This window comes from Azospirillum brasilense (genome assembly GCF_005222205.1).
Taxonomy (GTDB): domain Bacteria; phylum Pseudomonadota; class Alphaproteobacteria; order Azospirillales; family Azospirillaceae; genus Azospirillum; species Azospirillum brasilense_G.
In genome coordinates this window covers 2,723,839-2,748,301 of sequence record NZ_CP032345.1, presented here as the reverse complement: position 1 = coordinate 2,748,301, position 24,463 = coordinate 2,723,839, and the positions used below count along the sequence as shown (strand labels likewise).

Annotated in this window: 24 protein-coding genes and 2 tRNA genes; all 26 read right to left on the bottom strand. The window is 65.8% G+C overall.

The annotated features are described in order from the left end of the window. Positions 1-44: 44 nt before the first annotated feature. The 26 genes from D3869_RS13115 to lon all read right to left on the bottom strand — a co-directional run bounded on the left by D3869_RS13115 (position 45) and on the right by lon (position 24,429). Positions 45-443, bottom strand: coding sequence for a hypothetical protein (locus D3869_RS13115; protein ID WP_137140385.1), 399 nt, complete (start codon positions 441-443; stop codon positions 45-47). Positions 444-451: 8 nt separating this feature from the next. Further along, positions 452-1,336, bottom strand: coding sequence for a hypothetical protein (locus D3869_RS13110; RefSeq protein WP_137140384.1), 885 nt, complete (start codon positions 1,334-1,336; stop codon positions 452-454). A gap of 414 nt (positions 1,337-1,750) precedes the next feature. Beyond that, on the bottom strand, positions 1,751-2,350 hold the full coding sequence (locus D3869_RS13105) for a DNA-3-methyladenine glycosylase I (RefSeq protein WP_137140383.1): 600 nt from the start codon (positions 2,348-2,350) through the stop codon (positions 1,751-1,753). Positions 2,351-2,375: 25 nt separating this feature from the next. Next, positions 2,376-2,624 carry a DUF1467 family protein gene (locus tag D3869_RS13100; protein ID WP_014240138.1) on the bottom strand — a complete coding sequence of 83 codons (249 nt, stop codon included), beginning with the start codon at positions 2,622-2,624 and terminating at the stop codon, positions 2,376-2,378. 17 nt (positions 2,625-2,641) lie between these two features. Next, positions 2,642-3,046, bottom strand: a complete 405-nt coding sequence (gene mce, locus D3869_RS13095; RefSeq protein ID WP_137140382.1) for a methylmalonyl-CoA epimerase — start codon at positions 3,044-3,046, stop codon at positions 2,642-2,644. 33 nt (positions 3,047-3,079) lie between these two features. Then, positions 3,080-4,798 carry a ribonuclease J gene (locus D3869_RS13090; RefSeq protein ID WP_175426462.1) on the bottom strand — a complete coding sequence of 573 codons (1,719 nt, stop codon included), beginning with the start codon at positions 4,796-4,798 and terminating at the stop codon, positions 3,080-3,082. After that, a complete protein-coding gene (locus D3869_RS13085; protein ID WP_137140381.1) occupies positions 4,795-5,568 on the bottom strand; it encodes a type III pantothenate kinase in 774 nt (257 codons plus the stop codon). The genes D3869_RS13090 and D3869_RS13085 overlap by 4 nt, the downstream gene beginning before the upstream one ends. 3 nt (positions 5,569-5,571) lie before the next feature. Then, a complete protein-coding gene (locus tag D3869_RS13080) occupies positions 5,572-6,366 on the bottom strand; it encodes a biotin--[acetyl-CoA-carboxylase] ligase (RefSeq protein WP_137140380.1) in 795 nt (264 codons plus the stop codon). Next, positions 6,363-7,811 carry an NADH-quinone oxidoreductase subunit NuoN gene (gene nuoN, locus D3869_RS13075; RefSeq protein ID WP_094306017.1) on the bottom strand — a complete coding sequence of 483 codons (1,449 nt, stop codon included), beginning with the start codon at positions 7,809-7,811 and terminating at the stop codon, positions 6,363-6,365. The genes D3869_RS13080 and nuoN overlap by 4 nt, the downstream gene beginning before the upstream one ends. A gap of 10 nt (positions 7,812-7,821) precedes the next feature. Then, positions 7,822-9,348: an NADH-quinone oxidoreductase subunit M gene (locus D3869_RS13070; RefSeq protein ID WP_137140379.1), complete on the bottom strand. Its 1,527-nt coding sequence runs from the start codon at positions 9,346-9,348 to the stop codon at positions 7,822-7,824. Between the two features lie 24 nt (positions 9,349-9,372). Continuing rightward, positions 9,373-11,475 carry an NADH-quinone oxidoreductase subunit L gene (gene nuoL, locus D3869_RS13065; protein WP_137140378.1) on the bottom strand — a complete coding sequence of 701 codons (2,103 nt, stop codon included), beginning with the start codon at positions 11,473-11,475 and terminating at the stop codon, positions 9,373-9,375. A 9-nt stretch (positions 11,476-11,484) separates the two neighbouring features. After that, positions 11,485-11,793 carry an NADH-quinone oxidoreductase subunit NuoK gene (gene nuoK, locus D3869_RS13060; protein WP_014240130.1) on the bottom strand — a complete coding sequence of 103 codons (309 nt, stop codon included), beginning with the start codon at positions 11,791-11,793 and terminating at the stop codon, positions 11,485-11,487. Positions 11,794-11,795: 2 nt separating this feature from the next. Further along, a complete protein-coding gene (locus tag D3869_RS13055; protein WP_137140377.1) occupies positions 11,796-12,410 on the bottom strand; it encodes an NADH-quinone oxidoreductase subunit J in 615 nt (204 codons plus the stop codon). A 36-nt stretch (positions 12,411-12,446) separates the two neighbouring features. Further along, positions 12,447-12,935 (bottom strand): NADH-quinone oxidoreductase subunit NuoI, encoded by a 489-nt coding sequence (gene nuoI / locus D3869_RS13050; RefSeq protein WP_014240128.1) that lies wholly within the window; start codon positions 12,933-12,935, stop codon positions 12,447-12,449. Between the two features lie 94 nt (positions 12,936-13,029). Then, positions 13,030-14,040 (bottom strand): NADH-quinone oxidoreductase subunit NuoH, encoded by a 1,011-nt coding sequence (gene nuoH, locus D3869_RS13045; RefSeq protein ID WP_014240127.1) that lies wholly within the window; start codon positions 14,038-14,040, stop codon positions 13,030-13,032. Then, complete coding sequence (gene nuoG, locus D3869_RS13040; RefSeq protein ID WP_137140376.1) at positions 14,033-16,105, bottom strand: NADH-quinone oxidoreductase subunit NuoG; 2,073 nt, start codon at positions 16,103-16,105, stop codon at positions 14,033-14,035. The genes nuoH and nuoG overlap by 8 nt, the downstream gene beginning before the upstream one ends. Before the next feature lie 15 nt (positions 16,106-16,120). Next, complete coding sequence (gene nuoF, locus D3869_RS13035; protein ID WP_137140375.1) at positions 16,121-17,413, bottom strand: NADH-quinone oxidoreductase subunit NuoF; 1,293 nt, start codon at positions 17,411-17,413, stop codon at positions 16,121-16,123. A 10-nt stretch (positions 17,414-17,423) separates the two neighbouring features. Beyond that, positions 17,424-18,041, bottom strand: a complete 618-nt coding sequence (nuoE, locus tag D3869_RS13030) for an NADH-quinone oxidoreductase subunit NuoE (RefSeq protein WP_137140374.1) — start codon at positions 18,039-18,041, stop codon at positions 17,424-17,426. Continuing rightward, positions 18,038-19,186, bottom strand: coding sequence for an NADH-quinone oxidoreductase subunit D (locus D3869_RS13025; RefSeq protein WP_038531004.1), 1,149 nt, complete (start codon positions 19,184-19,186; stop codon positions 18,038-18,040). Before D3869_RS13025 ends, nuoE begins: the two co-directional genes overlap by 4 nt. 68 nt (positions 19,187-19,254) lie before the next feature. After that, positions 19,255-19,884: an NADH-quinone oxidoreductase subunit C gene (locus D3869_RS13020; protein WP_137140373.1), complete on the bottom strand. Its 630-nt coding sequence runs from the start codon at positions 19,882-19,884 to the stop codon at positions 19,255-19,257. Positions 19,885-19,908: 24 nt separating this feature from the next. Then, on the bottom strand, positions 19,909-20,451 hold the full coding sequence (locus D3869_RS13015) for a NuoB/complex I 20 kDa subunit family protein (RefSeq protein WP_014240121.1): 543 nt from the start codon (positions 20,449-20,451) through the stop codon (positions 19,909-19,911). Next, positions 20,442-20,810: an NADH-quinone oxidoreductase subunit A gene (locus D3869_RS13010; RefSeq protein ID WP_014240120.1), complete on the bottom strand. Its 369-nt coding sequence runs from the start codon at positions 20,808-20,810 to the stop codon at positions 20,442-20,444. Before D3869_RS13010 ends, D3869_RS13015 begins: the two co-directional genes overlap by 10 nt. Positions 20,811-21,155: 345 nt before the next feature. After that, positions 21,156-21,232: transfer RNA gene (locus D3869_RS13005), tRNA-Asp, on the bottom strand. A 163-nt stretch (positions 21,233-21,395) separates the two neighbouring features. Then, positions 21,396-21,471 (bottom strand) — tRNA-Val (locus D3869_RS13000). A 106-nt stretch (positions 21,472-21,577) separates the two neighbouring features. Next, the gene (locus D3869_RS12995) at positions 21,578-21,850 is read right to left on the bottom strand and encodes an HU family DNA-binding protein (protein ID WP_038528397.1); all 273 of its coding nucleotides are present in this window, start codon (positions 21,848-21,850) and stop codon (positions 21,578-21,580) included. Between the two features lie 164 nt (positions 21,851-22,014). Further along, on the bottom strand, positions 22,015-24,429 hold the full coding sequence (gene lon, locus D3869_RS12990; protein WP_137140372.1) for an endopeptidase La: 2,415 nt from the start codon (positions 24,427-24,429) through the stop codon (positions 22,015-22,017). Positions 24,430-24,463: the final 34 nt, after the last annotated feature.

The window sequence follows — 24,463 nt, the reverse complement described above, 5'->3', positions numbered from 1 at the left end:
CGCGCTTGTCCATCGTCACGGCGTGCATCGACGGGCGGACCGCCCTATCGGACGGTGCGGCAATAGGCGTAGACCTCGGCCTCGCTCGGCGCGCCGATCGGCTGGCCGTTGAAGTAGAGCCGGTTGGCGTACCAGGTCAGATAGCCGACCTCGACGCCCGGCGCCGCCGCTCCCTGCGGCACCGGGAAGCCCATGCGGCGGGCGAAATCCACGGTCACAGGGATGTCGAAGCGCTCCAGCGGCGGCGCGGCGCCGGCGGAGCCCGGCAGATCGGCGGGGGCCACCGCCTTGCCGGTCACGTCCACGCCCGGGGTGTACTCCACCCCGGCCGCCGGCCGGTGGGCGGTCAGGAACTGGCAGGCGGACAGGTCGACCGGCTGCGCCGCCGCCTCACCGGACAGCGCCAGCAGAGCGGCGAGGGACAAGGCGGAACGGCGGATCATGGCGGACCTCAGCCTTGGGCGGCGGCGGATTGCTTCATGGACTTCCAGTAGGTGGCGAGATAGGGCATGCCCTTCTCGGCCTCCTCCTGGGTGCGGGCCGACTGGCGGATGTACTTGCCGAGGAAGGGCTTGTTCACGAATTCCATGTCGACGGCCGCCTTCAGCACCAGGAACTCGCCGATCCGGTCCGGCAGGTTGTAATGCCATTTCTGCAGGCAGTCCGAGGTCACCCCCGGCTTGGCTTGGTCCTGGCCCGACAGATAGAATTCCTGGTGATGGTACTGGTTGATCTCCTTCCAAGCCTGGAAGATGCGCGCCGGCTTGACGCGGATCAGCCCCTTCAACACCTTGATGTCGTCGTGGAACAGCGGCAGGTAGCCGCGACGCTCGGCCTGCTCGTTCAGCATGGTGTAAAGGCCGGCCATGACATCGCCCTCCGCGCCCTGCTCGCTGGCCTTCCGTTCCGGCTTGTCCGCCTTGCGACCGAACAGCGAGGCGAAGAATCCCTTCTTCTTGGCCGGCGCCGACGAGCCGCTGTCGGCCCCCACCTTCCGCTCGTCCCACAACGCGTCCCAGGCGTAGTCCCAGGCGGTGAAGACGGCGTTGGAGCGGTCGTCGAGCACAGTGAGCAGATAGTCGCGCCCGTCCCGCGGCCAATCCACGTCGCCGACGATGGCCCGCACAGGACGGCGGCTGAGCAGGACCGGGAAGATCCCGACGCGCACCAGCTCGGCGTAGATTTCTTGAAAGGACGGGGTCAGGGCAAAGGGGAGCTTGGCCGCCGGCTGCTCTTCGGGGGTCAGCAATTCAAGACTTTTGCGGGTGCGGTCAAGCAGCTCGGTGGTCAGAATGGCCGCGAACTGCTCGAACTTCTCGTTATCACCCGCGGTCATCGGCGCCTCGGCATCGTTCTCCCCGCTGACGGCCGCAAATTCCGGCTGCGAACGCCGCCGCATGTGAATCCAAAGCCGGAACGGACGCTCGCCCGCCTCCTGCACAGTTGGATGAGCTATACCCGCAAAGGGTTAATTCATTCTGTACCGAAGCACAACGTTCCGTCTGCCTACGGACGAACGCCGGCGCGGGCATCGTGAGCGGCCCCGGACGAAAAAAGGACCGCGCGGCGATCGCGGCGCGGCCCGAGGTTTAGGGAGGAATCGCCACCAGGCGTCGGAAAAGAGGGAAGAACCCCTCTCGTCACACCAAGTACATTGAACCCGACCCCACCTGATGACAAGACTGATTTTTGACCATTCCAAGTCGTCGGCGAAGAATTCGCGGATTTCGCCCAAGACATGGGCGGTTGATTACGTCGTGGGCTGCGTTACGCCCGTTCTTTGAGCGTCGTATCCTGTGAACCCCTGCCGAACGGCGGCCATCCAAGGCGGATCGAGCGTGGCGATTTGGGACCAGACCGGGCAATGGGGCTGATGCGCGCCCGGCAGGTAGCCGAGACTCATCAGGAATTCGCCGGTGATTTCGCCGCCGGTGAAGCGGAAGCTGCGCTTGAACAGCCGGACCCAATCCGCCTTGCCCAGGGGGTGATGGGCGCGCAGCCAGCCGTCGAAGGACCCGTGCGAGACTCGCAAGGCCACGATCCGCCGGGCGTTCTCGATGGCGGCGTCGATCTTCAGCCGGTTGCGGATGATCCCCGGATCGGCGAGGAGCCGTTCCCGCTCCGCCTCGCCGTAGGCGGCGACGCGGTCGATGTCGAAACCGTCGAAAGCGGCGCGAAAGGCCTCGCGCTTCTTCAGAATGGTCAACCAGGACAGGCCCGCCTGATTGATTTCCAGAATCAGCCGCTCGAACAACACCCGGTCGTCGGCGCTGGGGAATCCGTACTCGGTGTCATGGTAGGGGCCGTGATGCGCGTGGCCGGGTGCCGCGTCGCAATAGGTCAGGCTCACGCGAAGGCTCCATCCAGGAGGGGGATCAGTGCGGCTTGGCCATCTCGCGGAAGGAAATCAGGTCCGACTGCACGATGCCGAAGATGACCAGCCACACCACCGCCGCGACCAGGGTCGTGGCGGCGAATTTCAGGAGGATGCGCGGGCGTTCCGGGGCGCTGCTCGCCATGCCCGGCTCGGGCTGGGCCGGGGTGCGCACGCCCCAGGGCAGCACCGCGAACAGCACCACCCACCAGACGACCACATAGACGCTGATGCCCGTCACCCAGCCCATCGCAGCCTCCCTCCGTCTCAGGCCTGCTCCAGCTCGACCAAGGTTCCGCAGAAGTCCTTGGGATGCAGGAACAGAACCGGCTTGTCGTGGGCGCCGATCTTCGGCTCGCCGTCGCCCAGAACGCGGGCGCCCTGCGCCTTCATCCGGTCGCGGGCGGCCAGGATGTCGTCCACCTCGTAGCAGATGTGGTGGATGCCGCCCGACGGGTTCTTTTCCAGGAAGCCGGCGATCGGCGACTTTTCGCCGAAGGGGTGGAGCAACTCGATCTTCGTGTTGGGCAGCGTGACGAAGACGACGGTGACGCCGTGCGGCGGCAGGTCCATCGGTTGGGACACCGCCGCGCCCAGCGTGTCGCGGTAGAGCGCCGTCGCCGCCGTCAGATCCGGCACCACGATGGCGACGTGGTTCAGCTTCCCGATCATGGGTCCTCCCGAAAGGCGTAAAGTCGGATTCGCTTATACACGGACCAGATGAACGTCCGTCACCGGCTTCTTGCCGTGCGTCGCGTTGAAGCAGCGGCGGACGGCGATGCGGGCGGCGGCGCGCACCTGCTCGTCGTCGGCGCGGGCCGATTTCGGCATCTCGGCGACGGCCTCGCGCACCGCGTCCACCACGTCGAGCAGCATGTCGCGGTCAGCCGAGTCGTCGAGCAGCCCCATCACCGCGATCTGTGGCGCGGTCACCAGCTCGCCCTTCCCGTTCATCACCAGCGTGACCACGGCGGCGCCATTGTGGACCATCCGGTGGCGCGCCCGCATCAGCCCGGTGTCGAGCGGGATCAGCCGCTTTCCGTCCAGCGCCATGCGGCCCGCCCGGACCTGGGCCACCACCCGCGGCGGCGCGTCGGGCGCCAGCCGGATCAGGTCGCCGTTGCAGGGGACCAGCGCCTCGGGCACTTGGCAGGCGCGGGCCAGCTTGGCGTGCTCCAGCTGGTGGCGCTGCTCGCCGTGGACCGGCATGGCGATGCGCGGGCGCACCCACTGGTACATGCGGACCAGCTCATCCTGCGCCGGGTGGCCGGAGACGTGGACCGGCGCCTCGTCGGCGGTGACGATGCGGATGCCCTGACTGACCAGCAGGTTCTGCATGCGGCCGATGGCCCGCTCGTTGCCTGGGATCTCGCGGGAGGAGAAGACCACCACATCGCCGCGCTGCAGCGACACCTGGGGATGGTCGTCCGACGCGATGCGGGCGAGCGCGGAGCGCGGCTCCCCCTGGCTGCCGGTGCACACCAGCACCAGCTTGTCGCGCGGCACGTAGTTGGCGTCATGCTCGGTCAGAAAGGCCGGCAGGTCGGCGAGGTAGCCGTTGGAGCGCGCGGCCTCGTTGATCCGCCACATCGACCGCCCGACCAGAGCGACGTGGCGCCCGTGCGCCGCCGCGGCGTGGGCGATGCTCTCCAGCCGCGCGACGTTGGTGGCGAAGCAGCTCACCGCGACGCGCACATCGGGAAACTGCCCGATCAGCTCAGTCAGCGTCTTGCGCACGCTCCCTTCCGACCCGGAACTGCCTGGCACCAGAGCGTTCGTGCTGTCCCCGATCAGTGCCAGCACGCCCTCGTCGCCGATGGCGCGCAGCCGCTCCTCGTCGGCCGCCTCCCCCACCAGCGGTTCGGGATCGAGCTTCCAGTCGCCGGTGTGCAGCACAGTGCCGGCGGCGGTGCGGATCGCCAGGGCGTTCGGCTCGGGAATGGAATGGGTGACCGTCACATACTCGACGGAGAAGGGGCCGACCTCGATGGTGCTGCCCAGCGCCACCTCGTGCACCGGCACCACCCCGGCCAGCCCGCGCTCGTGCAGCTTGGCGCGCAGGACGGCGGCGGTGAAAGGCGTGCAGTAGACGGGCACGCGGAGTTGCGGCCACAGATACTGGATGGCCCCCAGGTGATCCTCGTGCGCGTGCGTCACCACGATGCCCACAAGGTCGTGCCGACGCTCCGCGATGAAGGCGGGGTCCGGCATGATGACGTCCAGCCCCGGCATCGTGTCGTCCGCGAAGGAGATGCCGAGATCCACCATCAACCACTTGCCGCGATGGCCGTAGAGGTTGAGGTTCATGCCGATCTCGCCCGAACCGCCCAGCGGCAGGAAGTAGAGCGCGTCGTCCTCGGGAGCGAACAGGTCGCCGTCTCCCTCGACCGGGTGGACGGAGGGAGCGGAGTCGGGATGGGTCATTGGGCCGTGTTGCGCTTGTGGATCAGGAGGAGGCCGCGCAGCGTGAGTTCGCCGTCGGTGTGTTCGATTACATGGGTTGCCTTGGCGAAAAGCACACCCAGCCCTCCGGTCGCGACGACCGTCATCGGCTCGCCGTACTCCGCCCGGATGCGGTTGACCAGCCCTTCGATCAGGCCGACATAGCCCCAGAAGACGCCGGACTGCATGCATTCGACGGTGTTTGTGCCGATGACGTGGCCCGGTTGCTGGATCTCGACGCGGGGCAGCTTGCTCGCCGCCATCTGCAGCGCCTCCAGCGACAGGTTCAGGCCCGGCGCGATGACGCCGCCGCGGTAGTTGCCGTCGCGGTCGACCACGTCGAAGGTCGTCGCCGTGCCGAAGTCGATGACGATCAGCGGCGTCTTGTAGGTGGCGGCCGCCGCCACCGTGTTGACCAGCCGGTCGGCGCCGACCTCGTCGGGCCGGTCCACCAGCGCGCGGGTGCCGAGATCGACCCCGGGCTGGCCGACCACCAGCGGCTCGCAGCCGAAATGATCCTTGCACAGGCGCTTCAGGTTGAAGGTGGCGCCGGGCACCACGCTGGCGATGATGGCGCTGTCGATGTCCGCCGGGCCCAGCCCCTTCAGCGCCATCAGGTGGGTCACCCACACCATGTATTCGTCGGCGGTGCGCTTCTTGTCGGTCGCCGTGCGCCACAGGCCGCGCTGTTGGTCGCCCTCATAGATCGCGAACACCACGTTGGTGTTTCCGGCGTCGATGGCGAGCAGCATCTCTCAGGTCTCCACCGCGGGTGGGAAAAACACGTCTCCGGCGGCGATGCGCTGGCGCCCCGCCCCGTCATCCCGATCAAGCAACAGAACGCCGTCGCTGTCCAGATCGGCGAAGGTGCCGGTCAGCGTGCGGTCCGGCAGACGGACGACAATGGGCTCGCCCAGACCCCGCGCCCGCTTCAACCAAGCGGCGCGCACCGGGCCGAAGCCATGCTCCGTCCACAGCCCATACCAGCGCGCCAACTGCTCCGCATAGATTTCCAGCAGAGCCGCGGGCTGGAGCGCCGGCGCACCTTCCGCCGCCAGCGAGGTCGCCGCGTAATCCGTGCCCTCGGGAAAATGCCGCAGGTTGATGCCGACGCCGAGGACCAGCCAGGAGATCCCTCCCCCGGCCGCGGCCTCCGACTCGAGCAGGATGCCGGACAGCTTGCGGCCATGCACCAGCACGTCGTTCGGCCATTTGCAACGCACGCCGTCGGGATCGGGGAGGACGGCGGCGGCGGTGTCGGCGATGGCGAGCGCCGCCACGAACGAAATCTGCGCCGCCTCGGCCGGCGGGCGCGAGGGACGCAGAATGGTCGAACTGTAGAGATTGCCTTCCGGCGACGTCCAGGCCCGGCCGCGGCGGCCGCGGCCCGACTCCTGCCGCTTCGCCCAGACGATGGTGCCCTCGGCAGCCCCCGAACGCGCGAAGGCCTTCGCCTCGTCGTTCGTGCTGCCGACGGAGTCGAAGGCCATCACCCGGAAGCCCGGAGGCAGGCGCAAGCGCGCCGCCTCCGCTTCGTTGCCTGCCGTCATCCGGCGAACAGCGAGGCCGCCGCCGCCGCCGCGTAGTTCAGGATCGGGGCCGGAACCACGAAGAACAGCAGCGTGAACAGGCCGGTCGCGATCAGGATGCCGGTCATCCCGTCGTCGCCGATCTTGTCGAACGCCTCCACCGGCTCATCGAAGTACATGATCTTGATGATGCGCAGGTAGTAGTAGGCGCCCACGACGCTGGTCAGCACGCCGATCACGGCCAGCGTGTAGAGCTGCGCCTCGATGGCGGCGAGGAAGACGTAGAGCTTGCTGAAGAAGCCGGCCATCGGCGGGATGCCCGCCATGGAGAACATGAACACCGCCATCGCGCCCGCCAGCAGCGGGTTGGTGCGCGACAGGCCGGCGAGGTCCTTGATCTCCTCGACCATGCGGCCCTGCTGCTTCATGCACAGGATGACCGCGAAGGTGCCGATGTTCATGACGATGTAGACCGCCATGTAGATCAGCACGCCGCGCACGCCTTCCTGGGTGCCGGAGGCGAGACCGACCAGGGCGTAGCCGACGTGGCCGATGGAGCTGTAGGCCATCAGCCGCTTGATGTTGCTCTGGGTGATCGCCGCGAAGGCGCCGAGCGACATCGAGAGGATCGAGCTGACGATGATGATCTGCTGCCACTGGTGGGCCAGATGACCGAACGGCTCGATCAGCAGGCGGGTGAACAGCGCGATGGCGGCGACCTTCGGGGCGGCGGCGAAGAAGGCCGTGACCGGGGTCGGCGCGCCCTCGTAGACGTCCGGCGTCCACATGTGGAACGGAACGGCGGAAATCTTGAAGGCCAGGCCGGCGGCCACGAAGACCAGACCGATGATGACGCCCACCGACGGGTGCGCGCCGCCGGCGAACAGGGCGGCGATCTTGTCGAAGGAGGTCGTGCCGGCGAAGCCGTAGACCATCGAGGCGCCGTACAGCAGCATGCCCGAGGAGAGCGAGCCGAGCACGAAGTACTTCAGGCCCGCTTCCGAGGACTTGGCGCTGTCGCGGCGGAAGGCGGCGATGACGTAGAGCGCGAGGCTCTGCGTCTCCAGCCCGACATAGAGCGAGATGAGGTCGTTGGCCGACACCATCATCAGCATGCCGAGCGTGGCGAAGAGCATCAGCACCGGGAACTCGAAGCGGGCCATCTTCTCGCGCTCGTTGAAGCCGAGCGCGAGGAGGACCGACAGCGAGGCGGCAACGAGGATCAGCACCTTCATGAAGACGCCGAAGGCGTCCATGACGAACAGGCCGTTGAAGGTGACGACCCGGCCGGTGCCGTAGCCCATGGTCAATATGGCGGCCAGCAGCAGCGCCACCATCGTCATGTAGCCGATGGGGCGCGTGAAGCCGTCGCCGCGGAACACGCCGATCAGCAGCAGGGCCATGCCGGCGCAGGCGAGGAAGATTTCCGGCAGGGCCGGCCAGATGTCGGGAAACACAGCGGTCATGTCGGAACCTCTAGCGCGCGGCGACGGAGACGTCGGCCCCGCCCTGAGCGGCGGCCAGCTTGGTCTGGTAGGTCTGGATCAGCTGCCCGACCGACGCCGAAGTGACGTTCAGGAAGGTGTTCGGATAGACGCCCATCCACAGCACCACGGCGATCAGCGGCAGGAAGATGGCAACCTCGCGGGTGTTCAGGTCGAACATCGCACGGACGTCCGCCTTGACCAGCTTGCCGTACACGACGCGGCGGAACAGCCACAGCGCGTAGGCCGGGCCCAGGATCAGGCCGGTGGCGGCCAGGAAGGCGACCCAGGTGTTGTCGCGGAAGGCGCCGAGCAGGACCAGGAACTCGCCGACAAAGCCGGAGGTGCCCGGCAGGCCGACCGAGGCCATGGTCATGAACAGGAAGATCACCGCGTATTTCGGCATGTTCTTCACGAGGCCGCCGTAGCGGGCGATCTCGCGGGTGTGCAGCCGGTCATAGACGACGCCGACGCAGAGGAAGAGCGCGCCCGAGACGATGCCGTGCGACAGCATCGTGAAGATCGAGCCCTCGATGCCCTGCTGGTTCAGCGCGAACATGCCGATGGTGACGAAGCCCATGTGGGCGACGGAGGAGTAGGCGATCAGCTTCTTCATGTCCTCCTGCGCCAGGGCGACGAGGGAGGTGTAGATCACCGCGACGATCGACAGCGCGTAGACCATCGGGGCGAAATACTCGGTCGCCTCGGGCAGCATCGGGATGTTGAAGCGCAGGAAGCCGTAACCGCCCATCTTCAGCAGCACGCCGGCCAGGATGACCGACCCGGCGGTCGGCGCCTCGACGTGGGCGTCGGGGAGCCAGGTGTGCACCGGCCACATCGGCACCTTCACCGCGAAGGAGGCGAAGAAGGCCAGCCACAGCCAGAGCTGCATGTTGCGCGGGAAATGGGTCGCCGTGATCGTCGGGATGTCCGTCGTGCCGGCCGCGAAGTACATGGCCAGGATGGCCAGCAGCATCAGGACCGAGCCGAGCAGCGTGTAGAGGAAGAACTTGAACGCCGCGTAGACGCGCCGCGCGCCGCCCCAGACACCGATGATCAGGAACATCGGGATCAGCACGCCCTCGAAGAACATGTAGAAGAGGACGAAATCCAGCGCGCAGAACATCCCCACCATGAGGGTTTCCAGCACGAGGAAGGCGATCATGTACTCCTTCACCCGGTTCTGCACCGCCTCCCAGGAGGAGAGGATGCAGAGCGGCATCAGGAAGGTGGAGAGGATGACGAACAGCATCGAAATGCCGTCCACACCCATGTGGTAGGAGATCCCGAACTCGGGGATCCACGCCGCCTTCTCCACGAGCTGGTAGCCCGGGTTGCGCGGGTCGAAGTTGAACCAGATGAACAGCGACAGGACGAAGGTGATGACCGTCGTCCAGAGCGCGACGTAACGGACGTTCCGAACCACATCCGGCGTGTTGCCCCTGCAGAAGAGCAGGATCAGCGCCACACCGGCCAGCGGCAGGAAGGTCGTGAACGACAGGAGCGGCCAGCTAGCCATTGTTCTTGTTCCCCTTCAAACCGCTCAACCGAACACCGAGAGCCAGGCGACCAGCAGCACCACGCCGATCACCATCGCAAAGGCGTAGTGATAGACGTAGCCGGACTGGAGGCGGCTGGCGCGCGCCGCGACGTCGCGGGTGGCGGCGGCGATACCGTCCGGACCGACACCGTCGATCACGGCGCCGTCGCCGGATTTCCACAGGCCGTAGCCCAGATACTTGGCCGAGCGCACGAACAGACGGTCGTACAGCTCGTCGAAGTACCACTTGTTGTACAGGAACTGGTGCACGCCACGGAACGTGGTGGCGACCTTCTCGGGCAGGCCCGGGATCGCCATGTACATGATGTAGGCGAGCGCGATGCCGATCAGGCCGACGACCAGCGGAGCCAGCTTGACCCAGCCCGGGGTGTGGTGGTGGGCCGCCTCGATGCTGTTGTTGTCCGCCAGCACCAGGATGGTCTTGCCCCAGAAATGCTCCATGCTGTGGCCGATGAACAGCTCGTGGAAGCCGAAGCCCGCGAACAGGGCGCCCACCGCCAGGACGGCCAGCGGGATCAGCATGACGATCGGCGATTCATGGGCATGGTCGAAGACCGACTTCTCCATCCGCGGCTTGCCGTGGAAGGTCATGAACAGCAGGCGCCAGGAGTAGAAAGCGGTCAGCAGGGCCGCGGCGATGCCGAGCGCGAAGGCGAACTTGCCGACCGGGCTGGCAGAGGCGAAGGCCGCCTCCAGGATCATGTCCTTGGAGTAGTAGCCGGCGAAGAAGGGCAGACCAGCCAGCGCGAGGTTGCCGATCCACATCACCGCGTAGGTGAAGGGGATCTTCCGCCAGACGCCGCCCATGTTGCGCATGTCCTGCTCATGGTGCAGGGCATGGATCACCGAACCGGCGCCGAGGAACAGCAGGGCCTTGAAGAAGGCGTGCGTGAACAGGTGGAACATCGCGGCGCCGTAGGCGGAGACGCCCGCGGCGAAGAACATGTAGCCGAGCTGGCTCATGGTCGAATAGGCGATGACGCGCTTGATGTCGAACTGGGTGAAACCGATGGTCGCCGCGACGAAGGCCGTCAGGGCGCCGACCACGGCCACGATCTCCAGCGCCGTCGGGGCGTATTCGAAGACCGGGGACAGGCGGCAGACCATGAACACGCCGGCGGTCACCATGGTGGCCGCGTGGATGAGCGCCGACACCGGGGTCGGGCCTTCCATGGCGTCCGGCAGCCAGGTGTGCAGGCCGAGCTGCGCCGACTTGCCCATGGCGCCGATGAACAGCAGCAGGCAGGTGACGGTCAGCGCGTCGAAGTTCCAGCTGAGGAAATGCAGCGTCTGGCCGGCCAGCTCCGGCGCCTTGGCGAAGATCGCGTCGAACTGGACGGAGCCCGTCAGCACGAAGATCGCGAAGATGCCGAGCACGAAGCCGAAGTCGCCGACGCGGTTGACCAGGAAGGCCTTGATCGCCGCGTTGTTGGCCGAGGGCTTCTCGTACCAGAAGTTGATGAGCAGATAGGAGGCGAGACCCACGCCTTCCCAGCCGAAGAAGAGCTGCACGAGGTTGTCGGCCGTCACCAGCATCAGCATGGCGAAGGTGAACAGCGACAGATAGCCCATGAAGCGCGGCTTTTGCGGGTCCTCGGCCATGTAGCCGATGGAGTAGAGGTGGACCATCGACGACACGGTGTTGACCACCACCAGCATGACCGCGGTGAGCTGGTCGACGCGCAGCGCCCAGGTCACATCGAGGCCACCGCTGCGCATCCAGCTCATCAGCTCGATGGTGCGGGGATGGCCGCCGACGGCGACGTCGAAGAACAGCACCCAGGACAGGATCGCGGAGAGCAGGACGGCACCGGTGGTGACGAACTGCGCGGCGCGGTCGCCCACGGTGGGCGGGCCGGCGACGACGTGATGGTCGTCATGGCCGTCATCGTGATGCTCGTCGTGAGCGTGCGCGTCGTGCCCATGGGCATCATGAGCATGGGCGTCATGGCCATGACCGTGGTCATGCCCATGATGATCGTGGTGGCCGGCGTGCGCCGGCTCCGCCTTCGGTCCGCCGAACAGGGCGATGGAACCCGCGACGAGGAACGCCAGGAGCGGGAGGAATACGACAAGGACTTCCATGGCGCTGCCTTAGCCCCTCATCAGATTGATGTCTTCGACCCGGATGGAGCCGCGGTTGCGGAAGTACACCACCAGGATGGCGAGACCGATGGCCGCCTCGGCGGCGGCGACGGTCAGGATGATCATGGAGAAGACCTGCCCGACCAGATCGTTCAGGAAGACCGAGAACGACACCAGATTCAGGTTCACGGCGAGCAGCATCATCTCGATCGACATCAGGATGATGATGACGTTCTTCCGGTTGAGGAAGATGCCGAGGACGCCGAGCGTGAAGATGATGGCCGAGACCGTCAGATAATGCCCGAGACCGATTTCCATGATCACACGCCCTCCCCGGTCGGCACCTTGCGGATGGCGACCACGTCCTCGCGCCGACGGGCGAGCTGGGAGCCGATGTTCTGCTTCCGGACACCCTCGCGCTGACGCAGGGTCAGGACGATGGCGCCGATCATGGCGATCAGCAGCACGAGGCCCGACGCCTGGAACAGATAGACGTAGTGGGTGTAGATCAGCTGGCCGAGCTGCTCGGTGTTGGTCGCACCGGGCATCGCCGCGACCGGCGCCGAAGCGGCCTTCTCCGCAGCCGGCGCGATGATCCAGCCGCCGAGCACGGCGGCCAGTTCGGCCAGCAGGATGAGACCAATCAGCCCGCCGATCGGCAGATACTGGAGCGCGCCCGCCCGCAGCTCGCGGAAGTTGATGTCGAGCATCATCACCACGAACAGGAACAGGACCGCGACCGCGCCCACATAGACGATCACCAGGATCATCGCGATGAACTCGGCCCCGAGCAGCACGCACAGGCCGGCGGCCTGGAAAAAGGCCAGGACCAGATAAAGGACCGAATGAACCGGATTCCGCGCCGAGATGACCATCACACCGGAGGCCACCAGCAGCGCGGCAAAGACGTAGAAGGCGATGCCTTGAACAATCATCGTTATCCCCGTTTCCGCTTACCGCACTGCAACGACTTACCGGTACGGCGCCTCGGCCGCGAGGTTCTGGGCGATTTCCGCTTCCCAGCGGTCGCCGTTCGCCAGCAGCTTCTGCTTGTTGTAGAAAAGCTCTTCACGGTTCTCGGTGGAGAACTCGAAGTTCGGACCCATGACGATGGCGTCCACCGGGCAAGCCTCCTGGCAATAGCCGCAGTAGATACACTTCGTCATGTCGATGTCGTAGCGCGTGGTGCGGCGGCTGCCGTCCTCACGCGGTTCGGCCTCGATGGTGATGGCCAGGGCCGGACACACCGCCTCGCACAGCTTGCAGGCGATGCAGCGCTCCTCGCCGCCGGGATACCGGCGCAGGACGTGCTCGCCGCGGAAGCGGGGGCTGATGGGGCCCTTTTCGAACGGGTAGTTCAGGGTCACCTTGGGCTTGAACATGTAGCGCAGGGTGAGCCCGAGGCCGCCCAACAGTTCGGTCAGGAACAGGCTGCGCGCCGCACGATCGAGGAACGCCATGGCCTCTTCGTCTCCTTCCTAGCGGGCGCCCCGTTCCGGGTGACGCCCGCGCTTTCTCTTTGAAACTCGATCCGATGGTCCGTTCAGGCGCCGGTCACTTCGGCAGCCAGCCGAACGTCACCAGCACGCCGGCCGTCAGCACGACCCACAGCAGCGAGAACGGCAGGAACACCTTCCACCCCAGACGCATCAGCTGGTCGTAGCGGTAGCGCGGCATGGTCGCGCGGACCCACACGTAGACGAACAGGCAGAAGGCGATCTTCAGGGCGAACCAGATCGGGCCGGGGATCCAGGTGAAGGGCGCGAACGGCAGCGGCGGCAGCCAGCCTCCCAGGAACAGGATGCTGGTCATCGCGCTCATCAGGATCATGTTGGCGTATTCGCCAAGGAAGAAGAGCGCGAAGGGGGCCGAGCTGTATTCCACCATGAAGCCGGCCACCAGCTCCGACTCGCCTTCCGGCAGGTCGAAGGGCGACCGGTTGGTTTCCGCCAGCGCCGAGATGAAGAAGATGACGAACATCGGCAGCAGCGGGATGGCGAACCAGATCGTCTCCTGCGCCTCGACGATCTTCGTCAGGTTCAGCGAGCCGACGCAGAGCAGCACGGAGATGATCACGAGGCCCATCGAGACCTCGTAGGACACCATCTGCGCCGCCGAGCGCAGCGCGCCGAGGAAGGCGTAGCGCGAGTTCGACGCCCAGCCGGCCATCACGATGCCGTACACGCCCAGCGACGAGATCGCGAACAGGTACAGGATGCCGACGTTGATGTCGGCCAGCACCATGCCGTAGTCGAAGGGAATGACCGCCCAGGCGACCAGCGCCAGGAAGAAGGTCAGCATCGGCGCCAGATAGAAGACGAAGCGGTTCGCCCCGACCGGCAGGATCTGCTCCTTCGCGAACAGCTTCAGGCCGTCCGCGAAAGGTTGCAGAAGCCCGAACGGGCCGACGATGTTCGGACCCTGGCGGAGCTGCATGGCGCCCATGATCTTACGCTCGGCGTAGGTCATGAAGGCCACGGCCACCAGGAGCGGCACGACGATCGCCAGGATCTTGAGGACGATGATGATCAGCGGCAGCAGGAAGCCGCTCCAGAACTCAGCCATGGGTACCGGTCCTCTCCTGAGCGCTCTCGGCGGGCTTCACGAACGTCTCGGCGCAACGAGCCATGGTCACCGAGGCGCGGCTGATCGGGTCGGTCATGTAGTAGTTCGCGACCGACGAGAAGAAGGGGGAGTCATCGACCAGCCCTTCCACGCCGAACGGCGCCCAGGGGGCCGGCGTGACCGTGCCGACCGCCGCGAAGACCGGGTTGACCTCGGCCAGACGGCGACGGATCTGCGTCAGGCTGTCGTAGGGCAGCTTGTGGCCGAGCTGTTCCGACAGGGCGCGCAGGATCTTCCAGTCCTCCCGCGCCTCGCCGGGCGGGAAGGTGGCGAGACGCGCCTGCTGCGGACGGCCCTCGGTGTTGACGTAGAGGGCGTTCTTCTCGGTGTAGGCGGCGCCCGGCAGGATGACGTCGGCGCGATGGGCGCCCTTGTCCCCGTGATGGCCCTGGTAGACCACGAAGGCGTTGCCGAGGGCGGCGGTGTCGATCTCGTCGGCGCCCAGCAGGTACACCACGTCGATCTCGCCCTTCCCTGCCCCCTCGACGATGCCGGCGGTGCCGCGACCGCCCTCGCCCGGCAGGAAGCCGATGTCGAGGCCGCCGACGCGGGACGCCGCCGTGTGCAGCACGTTGAAGCCGTTCCAGCCGTCCTGAACCACGTTGAAGGTCTCGGCCAGCTTGCGCACCGCGGCCTGGACGGCAGCGCCGTCCTTGCGGCGGAAGGCGCCGGCGCCGAGGATGATCATCGGGTTCTTGGCGCCGCGCAGCACGTCGGCGAAGGCGTGCGTGCCGTCGACGAGCTGCTGCAGGGCGCCGGCTCCCGTGCCGAGATGGCTGTACGGATAGGTCAGCTCGCGGGCCTCGCCGATCACCGCGACCTTCAGGCCACCCATCAGGTAGCGCTTGCGGATGCGGGCGTTGACGATGGTGGCTTCCCAACGCGGGTTGGTGCCGACCAGCAGGATGACGTCGGCCCGTTCGATCCCGGCGATGCCGCTGTTGAACAGGTAGCCCGCGCGCGACGACGTGTCGAACAGGGCGCCGTCCTGGCGGCAGTCGATGTTGGCCGAGCCGAGGCCGGCCATCAGCTCCTTGAGCGCCAGCATGGACTCGGTGTCGGCCAGATCGCCCGCGATGGCGGCGATGCGGTTGCCCGGAACGCCCTTGACCTTGGCGGCGATGGCCTGGAAGGCCTCGGCCCAGGTCGCCGGCTGGAGCTTGCCGTCCTTGCGGACGTAGGGGCGGTCGAGACGCTGGCGCTTCAGCCCGTCATAGGCGAAGCGGGTCTTGTCGGCGATCCACTCCTCGTTGACGTCCTCGTTGACGCGCGGCAGGACGCGCATCACCTCGGGGCCGCGGGTGTCGACGCGGATGTTCGAACCGACCGCGTCCAGCACGTCGACCGTCTCGGTCTTGCGCAGCTCCCACGGACGGGCCGTGAAGGCGTAGGGCTTGGACAGCAGAGCGCCCACCGGACAGACGTCGGCGAGGTTGCCCGACAGCTCCGACCCGATGGCCTTCTCGACGAAGGTGGTGATCTCCATATGCTCGCCGCGGTTCACCGCGCCGAGGTCGGGAACGCCGGCGATCTCGTTCACGAAGCGGATGCAGCGCGTGCAGTGGATGCAGCGCGTCATCTCGGTCCGGATCAGCGGCCCCATGTACTTGTCCTGGACGGCGCGCTTGTTCTCGCCGTAGCGGCCACGGTCGAAACCGTAGGCCATCGCCTGGTCCTGGAGATCACACTCGCCGCCCTGGTCGCAGATCGGACAGTCCAGCGGGTGGTTGATCAGCAGGAATTCCATGACGCCCTTGCGGGCCTTGTGCACGAGCTCGGTGTTGGTCTTGACGACCATCCCGTCGCCGCAGGGCATGGCGCAGGCGGCCACCGGCTTCGGTGCGCGCTCCATCTCCACGAGGCACATGCGGCAGTTCGCCGGCACGCTCAGACGCTCGTGGTAGCAGAAGCGCGGGATCTCGATGCCCAGCTGTTCGCAGGCCTGCAGGATCGAGGTGCCCGGCTCGACTTCGATCTCGATCCCGTCGATGGTGAGTTTCGGCATTGGAAACCGGGCTCCTTACTCGGCCGCCAAGGACTTGGCGGCGTTGCGGTAGTCGAGGATGCGGCGCTCGACCTCCGGCCGGAAATGCCGGAACAGGCCCTGGATCGGCCAGGCCGCGGCATCGCCGAGCGCGCAGATGGTGTGCCCCTCGATCTGCTTGGTGACCTCCAGCAGCATGTCGATTTCCTCGACGCGCGCGTTGCCGGTCACCATGCGCTGCATGATGCGGTTCATCCAGCCGGTGCCCTCGCGGCACGGCGTGCACTGGCCGCAGCTCTCATGGGCGTAGAACTGGGACAGGCGGGCGATGGCCTTCACCACGTCGGTGGACTTGTCCATCACGATCACCGCCGCGGTGCCCAGGCCCGATCGCACGTCGCGCAGGCTGTCGAAGTCCATCAGGACCGTGTCGCAGATCGACTTCGGCAGCAGCGGCACCGACGAGCCGCCGGGGATGATCGCCAGCAGGTTGTCCCACCCGCCGCGCACGCCGCCGGCGTGCTTCTCGATCAGCTCCTTCAGCGGGATGCCCATCTCCTCTTCCACGTTGCACGGCTTGTTGACGTGCCCGGAGATGCAGAAGAGCTTGGTGCCGGTGTTCTTCGGACGGCCGAGACCGGCGAACCACGCCGCGCCGCGGCGCAGGATGGTCGGAACCACCGCGATGGATTCGACGTTGTTCACCGTGGTCGGGCAGGAATAGAGACCGGCCTGGGCGGGGAACGGCGGCTTGTTGCGCGGCTGGCCCTTCTTGCCCTCGATGGACTCGATGAGCGCCGTCTCCTCGCCGCAGATGTACGCACCCGCGCCGCGGTGGATGTAGATGTCGTAGTCGTAGCCGGTGCCGCAGGCGTTCTTGCCGATCAGCCCCGCCTCGTACGCCTCGTCGATGGCGCGCTGGACGTTGGAGCCCTCGTTGTAGAACTCGCCGCGGATGTAGATGTAGCAGGCCGACGCGCCGATGGCGAAACCGGCGAGCAGGCAGCCTTCGATCAGCTTGTGCGGATCGTGGCGCAGGATGTCGCGGTCCTTGCAGGTGCCCGGCTCGCCCTCGTCGGCGTTGATGACGAGGTAGACCGGCTTGTCCGTGACGTTCTTCGGCATGAAGGACCACTTCATGCCGGTGGAGAAGCCGGCGCCACCGCGCCCGCGCAGGCCGGATTCCTTGACCTGCTCGATGATCCATTCCTTGCCCTGGGCGATCAGGGCCTTGGTGTTGTCCCAGTCACCACGCTTCCGGGCGGCGTCCAGGCCGAAGCTCTGGTAGCCGTACAGGTTGGTGAAAATGCGGTCCTCGTCGCGAAGCATCGCATCCCCCTCAATCGGCCGTGGTGGTGAAGGCCTTCAGAGTCGTCGGGCCGCCCACCGGTTCGGAGGACTGCCGGCCGATCTGCGAGCCGTGCTTGGGGATCTCGCCGCCCTTGAGGGCGTCGATGATCTTTTCCATGTGTTCCGGGCTGACGTCTTCATAGTAGTCGTCGCCGATCTGGACCACCGGCGCGTTGACGCAGGCGCCCGAACACTCGACCTCGCGCAGCGTGAACTGGCCGTCCGCGGTGGTCTCGCCAACGCCGATGCCCAGCTTGCGCTCGCAGGTGTGGACGATGTCGTCGGACCCGCGCAGCCAGCACGGCGTGGTCGTGCAGACCTGGATGACGTGCTTCCCGACCGGGGTCTTGTTGTACATCGTGTAGAAGGTCGCGACCTCGTACACGCGGATGCGCGGCATGCCGAGCAGGTCGGCGATAGCGTCCATGGCGACGCGCGGCAGCCAGCCGTCGCTCTGGCGCTGGGCCAGATCGAGCAGCGGCATGCAGGCGCTGGCCTGCTTGCCCGCCGGGTACTTCGCGATGATGGCCTTCGCCCGTTCCAGATTTTCCGGAGTGAAGGCGAAGGAGGCCGGCTCCTTGGCCGGGTCGTGAGCCGGGGCGCTCATCGGTCAATTTCTCCGAACACGATGTCCATGGACGCGATGTTGGCCACCGCGTCGGCCAGCATGTGGCCCTTCGACATGAAGTCGAGGCCCTGCAGGTGGGCGAAGCCCGGCGCGCGGATCTTGCAGCGGTACGGCTTGTTCGTGCCGTCCGACACCAGATACACGCCGAACTCGCCCTTCGGCGCCTCGATGGCGGTGTAGGTTTCGCCCGCCGGGACGTGGAAGCCCTCGGTGAAGAGCTTGAAGTGATGGATCAGCGCTTCCATCGACCGCTTCATCTCGCCGCGCGGCGGCGGGGAGACCTTGCGCTCCTCCGCGCGCACCGGGCCGTCGGGAAGCTCCTTCAGGCACTGACGGATCATGCGGTTGGACTGGCGCATCTCCTCCATGCGGACGAGGTAGCGCGCCCAGCAGTCGCCGGTCAGGCCGACCGGCACGTCGAAGTCCATGCGGTCGTAGACTTCGTAGGGCTGCGACTTGCGCAGGTCCCAGGCGACGCCCGAACCGCGCAGCATCGGGCCGGTGAAGCCCCAGTTGAAGGCCTCTTCCTTGGTGACGACGCCGATGTCGACGGTCCGCTGCTTGAAAATGCGATTGTTCGTCAGCAGATTGTCAATGTCGTCAACAAACTTCGGGAAGCGCTCCGTGAACTCCCAGATGTCGTCGGTCAGGCCAGCGGGCAGATCCCAGGCGACGCCGCCGGGACGGAAGTAGTTCGCATGCAGGCGCGCGCCGCACACCCGCTCGTAGAACTCCATGAGGATCTCGCGTTCCTCGAAGCCCCACAGCGCCGGGGTGATCGCGCCGACGTCGAGCGCGCCGGTGGTGATCGACAGGATGTGGTTCAGGATGCGCGTGATCTCGGAGAAGAGAACGCGGATGTACTGGGCGCGCAGCGGCGCCTTGATCTGCAGCAGGTTCTCGATGCCGAGCACATAGGCGTGCTCCATGCACATCGGGCTGACGTAGTCCAGGCGATCAAAATACGGAACGGCCTGCAGGTAGGTCTTGTACTCGATCAGCTTCTCGGTGCCGCGGTGCAGCAGGCCGATGTGCGGGTCGCAGCGCTCGACGACTTCGCCGTTCAGCTCCATCACCAGACGCAACACGCCGTGGGCCGCAGGGTGCTGCGGCCCGAAGTTCATGGTGTAGGGCTTGATCTGGGTCTTGCCGCCGGACTGGCCGGCGGCGGGGTGTGCGGACGTGGCGATGGTCACGGCTTGCTCCCGGTGTCAGGGGCCTGGGCCTTCTCGTCGCCGGGCAGCATCACGTTCGTCATGCCTTCCCAGGGCGACAGGAAGTCGAAGCTGCGGAAATCCTGCGTCAGGCGGACGGGTTCGTAGACGACTCGCTTCTGGTCCTCGTCGTAGCGGCACTCGACATAGCCCGTCATCGGGAAGTCTTTGCGCAACGGGTGACCTTCGAAACCGTAGTCGGTCAGGATGCGGCGCAGGTCCGGATGGTCGGCGAAGAAGATCCCGAACATGTCCCAGGTTTCACGCTCGAACCAGCTGGCCGCGCTGTAGACCGGCACGGCGGAGGCCACGGGCGTATCCTCGTCGGTCGTCACCTTCACGCGGAGGCGCCGATTGTGCTTGTAGCTCAAAAGGATGTAGACGACTTCGAAGCGTTCCTCCCGCTCCGGCCAATCCACAGCGGTGACGTCCAGCAGCTGCTCGAACGAGCAGGTCGGATCGTCGCGCAGGAAGGTGAGCGACTTGATGAGCGAGGGCCGACGAACGGTCACCATCAGCTCGCCAAGCTTCAGCTCGACCTTCAGGACGTCATCGCCGAGCGTCGCGGCGATATGGTCCCCAAGTTCCTTCAACGCCTGTTCGGACATGGCCAGGACCTGCCTTTTTCTTATTCAGCGAGCGATGCGGTTGCCGCGCCGGATCTTCTTCTGGAGTTGCAGAATGCCGTAGACCAGCGCTTCCGCGGTCGGAGGACAGCCCGGCACGTAAATATCGACCGGAACGATCCGGTCGCAGCCGCGCACCACCGAGTAGGAATAGTGATAGTACCCGCCGCCGTTGGCGCAGGAGCCCATCGAGATCACCCAGCGCGGTTCCGGCATCTGGTCATAGACCTTGCGCAGCGCGGGGGCCATCTTGTTGGTCAGCGTGCCGGCCACGATCATGCAGTCGGACTGGCGCGGGCTGGGGCGCGGAATGACGCCGAAACGGTCCAGGTCATACCGGCTCATGTAGGCGTGGATCATCTCCACCGCGCAGCAGGCCAGACCGAAGGTCATCGGCCACAGGGAACCGGTGCGGGCCCAGGCGAGCACGTCCTCGTACTTCGCCGTGATGAAACCCTTTTCCTGGATCTCCTCGGTGACCGCGCGGAGATAGGCGTCCTGTTCCGGTCCGGGCGGAATCGGCGCCAGCTTGGCAGCCTCTACTCCCATTCCAGAGCTCCTTTCTTCCACTCATAGATGAAGCCGATGGTCAGGATCCCAAGGAACACGATCATCGACCAGAAACCGAAGAGACCGATGTCCCCGAGCGCCACGGCCCACGGGAACAGGAAGGCGACCTCGAGGTCGAAGATGATGAACAGGATGGAGACCAGGTAAAACCGCACGTCGAACTTCGTGCGGGCGTCCTCGAACGGCTCGAAGCCGCACTCGTAGGGGGAGAGCTTTTCCGAATCCGGATTCTTCGGGCTGATGACGTAAGACGCGCCAACCATCACCACGGCCAGCGCGATACCGATCAGCAGGAACACCAGGATCGGAAGGTACTCAATGATCAGCGGGTTGGTCACCGCGGTCCTCCCATAAGCCCACGCCACGATCGCCGGTACGGCCCGTAATCGGCCGACGCGCGGTGTCGTGGCTGGAATGCCTTGGATTAGCCCATCAGACGGGGCGGAATATATGACGAGAGCGTGATCAAGGAAAGCGCTTTGAATCGCTTTCAGCCAACGAATCCACTCTGCGGAAATGAGCGGATGTCCTTGGTATTACCAAACTTTTTAAATGACCCTTCTCTCTATCCGGCTTATCGGATATGCGGGTCGAGCTATTCGGATATGGGGATCGCGAACCTGCCGGTAAAGCCGTGAAGGCTTCGTTTTCATTGCAAAAAAGAGAATGGGAGGTGGAGAGAATGGCGCGAGTGACGGGACTTGAACCCGCGGCCTCCGGCGTGACAGGCCGGCGCTCTAACCAACTGAGCTACACCCGCGCAACGCGGCGATTTGAAATGCGCAAAACAGGCGTCCGTGTCATAGGATCGCAGCGCAGTTTCCAGGGCCCTGCCCCGTCGCCGATGGGCGGTTTCTAGCCGCCCGACGCCTGACCTGTCAATCACGAATTTGAAAGGGAGGTGCCGGAAGAGTCGGGCGCGATGGTGGGCGATGAGGGTTTCGAACCCCCGACCCTCTCGGTGTAAACGAGATGCTCTAACCGCTGAGCTAATCGCCCGCGCCGCGTCGTTGACCGGGATGGCGTTCCAGACAACGCAAAGCCGGCCAGCCTGAGCCGACCGGCGCGCACTATGCCCGGAATGCCTTATCCGTTCAAGACGTCATCACTTAAGCCCGTCCTTCAAGGTCTTGCCCGGCTTGAACTTCGGCTGTTTCGACGCGGGAATGGCGATCTTCTCGCCGGTGCGCGGGTTGCGGCCCTCGCTGGCGGCGCGTTCGGAGACCGCGAAGGTGCCGAAGCCGACCAGACGAACCTCCTCGCCGTTCTTCAGCGAGTCGGCGATGCCGTCGAACACAGCGTCGACCGCCTTGGTCGCATCGGTTTTGGACAACCCCACGGCGTCGGCGACGTGCGCCACCAGATCGTTCTTGTTCACTTACTTCCCCCCTTCTCAGTCAGGCAAAGAAAATGGAAGAAAAGCCGCCCAATAACATCACGCATTCAAACGATAAACACGACATCGCCCGCCCGTCAATTGCAGACGGGCGGGCGATGCGAGGCGGGGCAGCGCTTTAACGTCGCTTTAAACGCCGGGCGCGATCAGTGGCGCAGCACCTCGCCGCCGCCGTCGGGCTGCGGCTTGGCGACCGCCGGTTCGACCGCTTCCGGCTCCTTCCATTCGATGGGCTCAAGCTCGCGGACCAGGGCGTGCTTCAGGACATCGTCGACCGTGCTGACCGGGATGATCTCCAGGCCGCGCTTCACGTTGTCCGGAATGTCGGCGAGATCCTTCTCGTTGTCCTTGGGGATCAGCACATGCTTGAGGCCACCGCGCAGGGCGGCCAGCAGCTTCTCCTTCAGACCGCCGATCGGCAGCACCCGGCCGCGCAGGGTGATCTCGCCGGTCATCGCCACGTCCTTGCGGACGGCGATGCCGGTGAGGACCGACACGATCGACGTGATCATCGCCACACCCGCCGACGGGCCGTCCTTCGGGGTGGCGCCCTCGGGCACGTGGACGTGGATGTCCCGCTTCTCGAAGAGTGTCGGCTTGATGCCGAAGGCGGTGGCCCGCGACTTGACGTAGCTTTCGGCCGCCTGGACCGACTCCTTCATGACGTCGCCCAGCTTGCCGGTGGTGGTCACCCGCCCCTTGCCGGGGAGGCTGACCGCCTCGATCGACAGCAGTTCGCCGCCGACTTCCGTCCAGGCCAGCCCGGTGGTGACGCCCACCAGATCCTCCAGTTCCGCCTCGCCAAAGTGGAAGCGGCGGACGCCGGCGTACTTGTCGAGGTTCCGGCGGGTGACCGAGACCTTGGCGCCGGCGGAGCCCTTCATCAGGATCTCCTTCACGGCCTTGCGGCAGAGGTTGGCGATCTCGCGCTCCAAGCTGCGGACGCCGGCCTCCCGCGTGTAGTAGCGGATCAGGTCGCGCAGCGCGTCGTCGGAGATGGCGAACTCGCCCTTCTTCAGACCGTTGGCCTCCACCTGCTTCTCGATGAGGTGGCGCTTGGAGATCTCGACCTTCTCATCCTCGGTGTAGCCGGCGACGCGGATGATCTCCATGCGGTCCAGCAGCGGCTGCGGCATGCGCATCGTGTTGGCCGTACAGACGAACATCACGTCCGACAGGTCGTAGTCGACCTCCAGGTAATGGTCGTTGAAGGTGCCGTTCTGCTCGGGGTCGAGGACCTCCAGCAGGGCGGACGACGGGTCGCCGCGCCAGTCGGCGCCGAGCTTGTCGATCTCGTCCAGCAGGAAGAGCGGGTTGGACGACTTCGCCTTCTTCATGCCCTGGATGACCTTGCCGGGCATCGAGCCGATGTAGGTGCGCCGGTGGCCGCGGACCTCGGCCTCGTCCCGCACGCCGCCCAGCGACATGCGCACGAAGTTGCGCCCCGTGGACTTGGCGATCGACTTGCCGAGCGAGGTCTTGCCGACGCCGGGCGGCCCAACGAGGCAGAGGATCGGCCCCTTCACCTTGTTCATGCGGTTCTGGACCGCGAGATACTCGAGGATGCGTTCCTTGACCTTCTCCAGGCCGTAATGGTCGGCGTCGAGGATCTTCTGCGCGAGCTTCAGGTCTTTCTTCACCTTGGTGCGCTTCTTCCACGGAATGGACAGCATCCAGTCCAGGTAGTTGCGCACCACCGTCGCTTCGGCCGACATCGGGCTCATCGAGCGCAGCTTCTTCAGCTCGGCCAGGGCCTTGTCGCGGGCTTCCTTGGAGAAGCGGGTCTTGTTGATCTTCTCTTCCAGCTCGGCCGACTCGTCGCGGCCGTCCTCGGTCTCGCCGAGTTCCTTCTGGATCGCCTTGAGCTGTTCGTTGAGGTAGTACTCGCGCTGGGTCTTCTCCATCTGCCGCTTGACGCGGTTGCGGATGCGCTTCTCCACCTGCAGGACGCCGATCTCGCCTTCCATGAAGGCGTAGACCCGCTCCAGCCGCTCCGACACCGTGGCGCATTCCAGGAGCTGCTGCTTCTCCGGAATCTTCAGCGCGAGGTGGGAGGCGACGGTGTCCGCCAGCTTGCCCGGCTCCTCGATCTGGTTGATCGAGACCAGAACCTCCGGCGGGATCTTCTTGTTGAGCTTGATGTACTGCTCGAACTGCGAGACGACGGCCCGGCCCAGCGCCTCAAGCTCCTGGCTTTCCCCGACCTTCTCCTCGACGAGGTCGGCGTGGGCCTGGAAGAAATCCTCGTTCTCGGCGAACTTGGTGATGGACGCGCGCTGGCCGCCCTCCACGAGCACCTTCACCGTTCCGTCGGGCAGCTTCAGCAGCTGCAACACGGTCCCAACGGTGCCGACGCTGTAGATATCGGCCGGCGTCGGATCGTCCTGCGCGGCGTTCTTCTGGGTGACGAGAAGGATCTGCTTGTCGTCCTTCATCACGTCTTCCAGGGCGCGCACGGATTTCTCGCGGCCGACGAAAAGAGGCACGATCATGTGGGGGAAAACCACGATGTCGCGGAGCGGCAGGACCGGATAGAGGGCACCACGAGGGATTTCGAACATTGATTGGGCCTCTTTCATTGGGACGCCGTCAGCC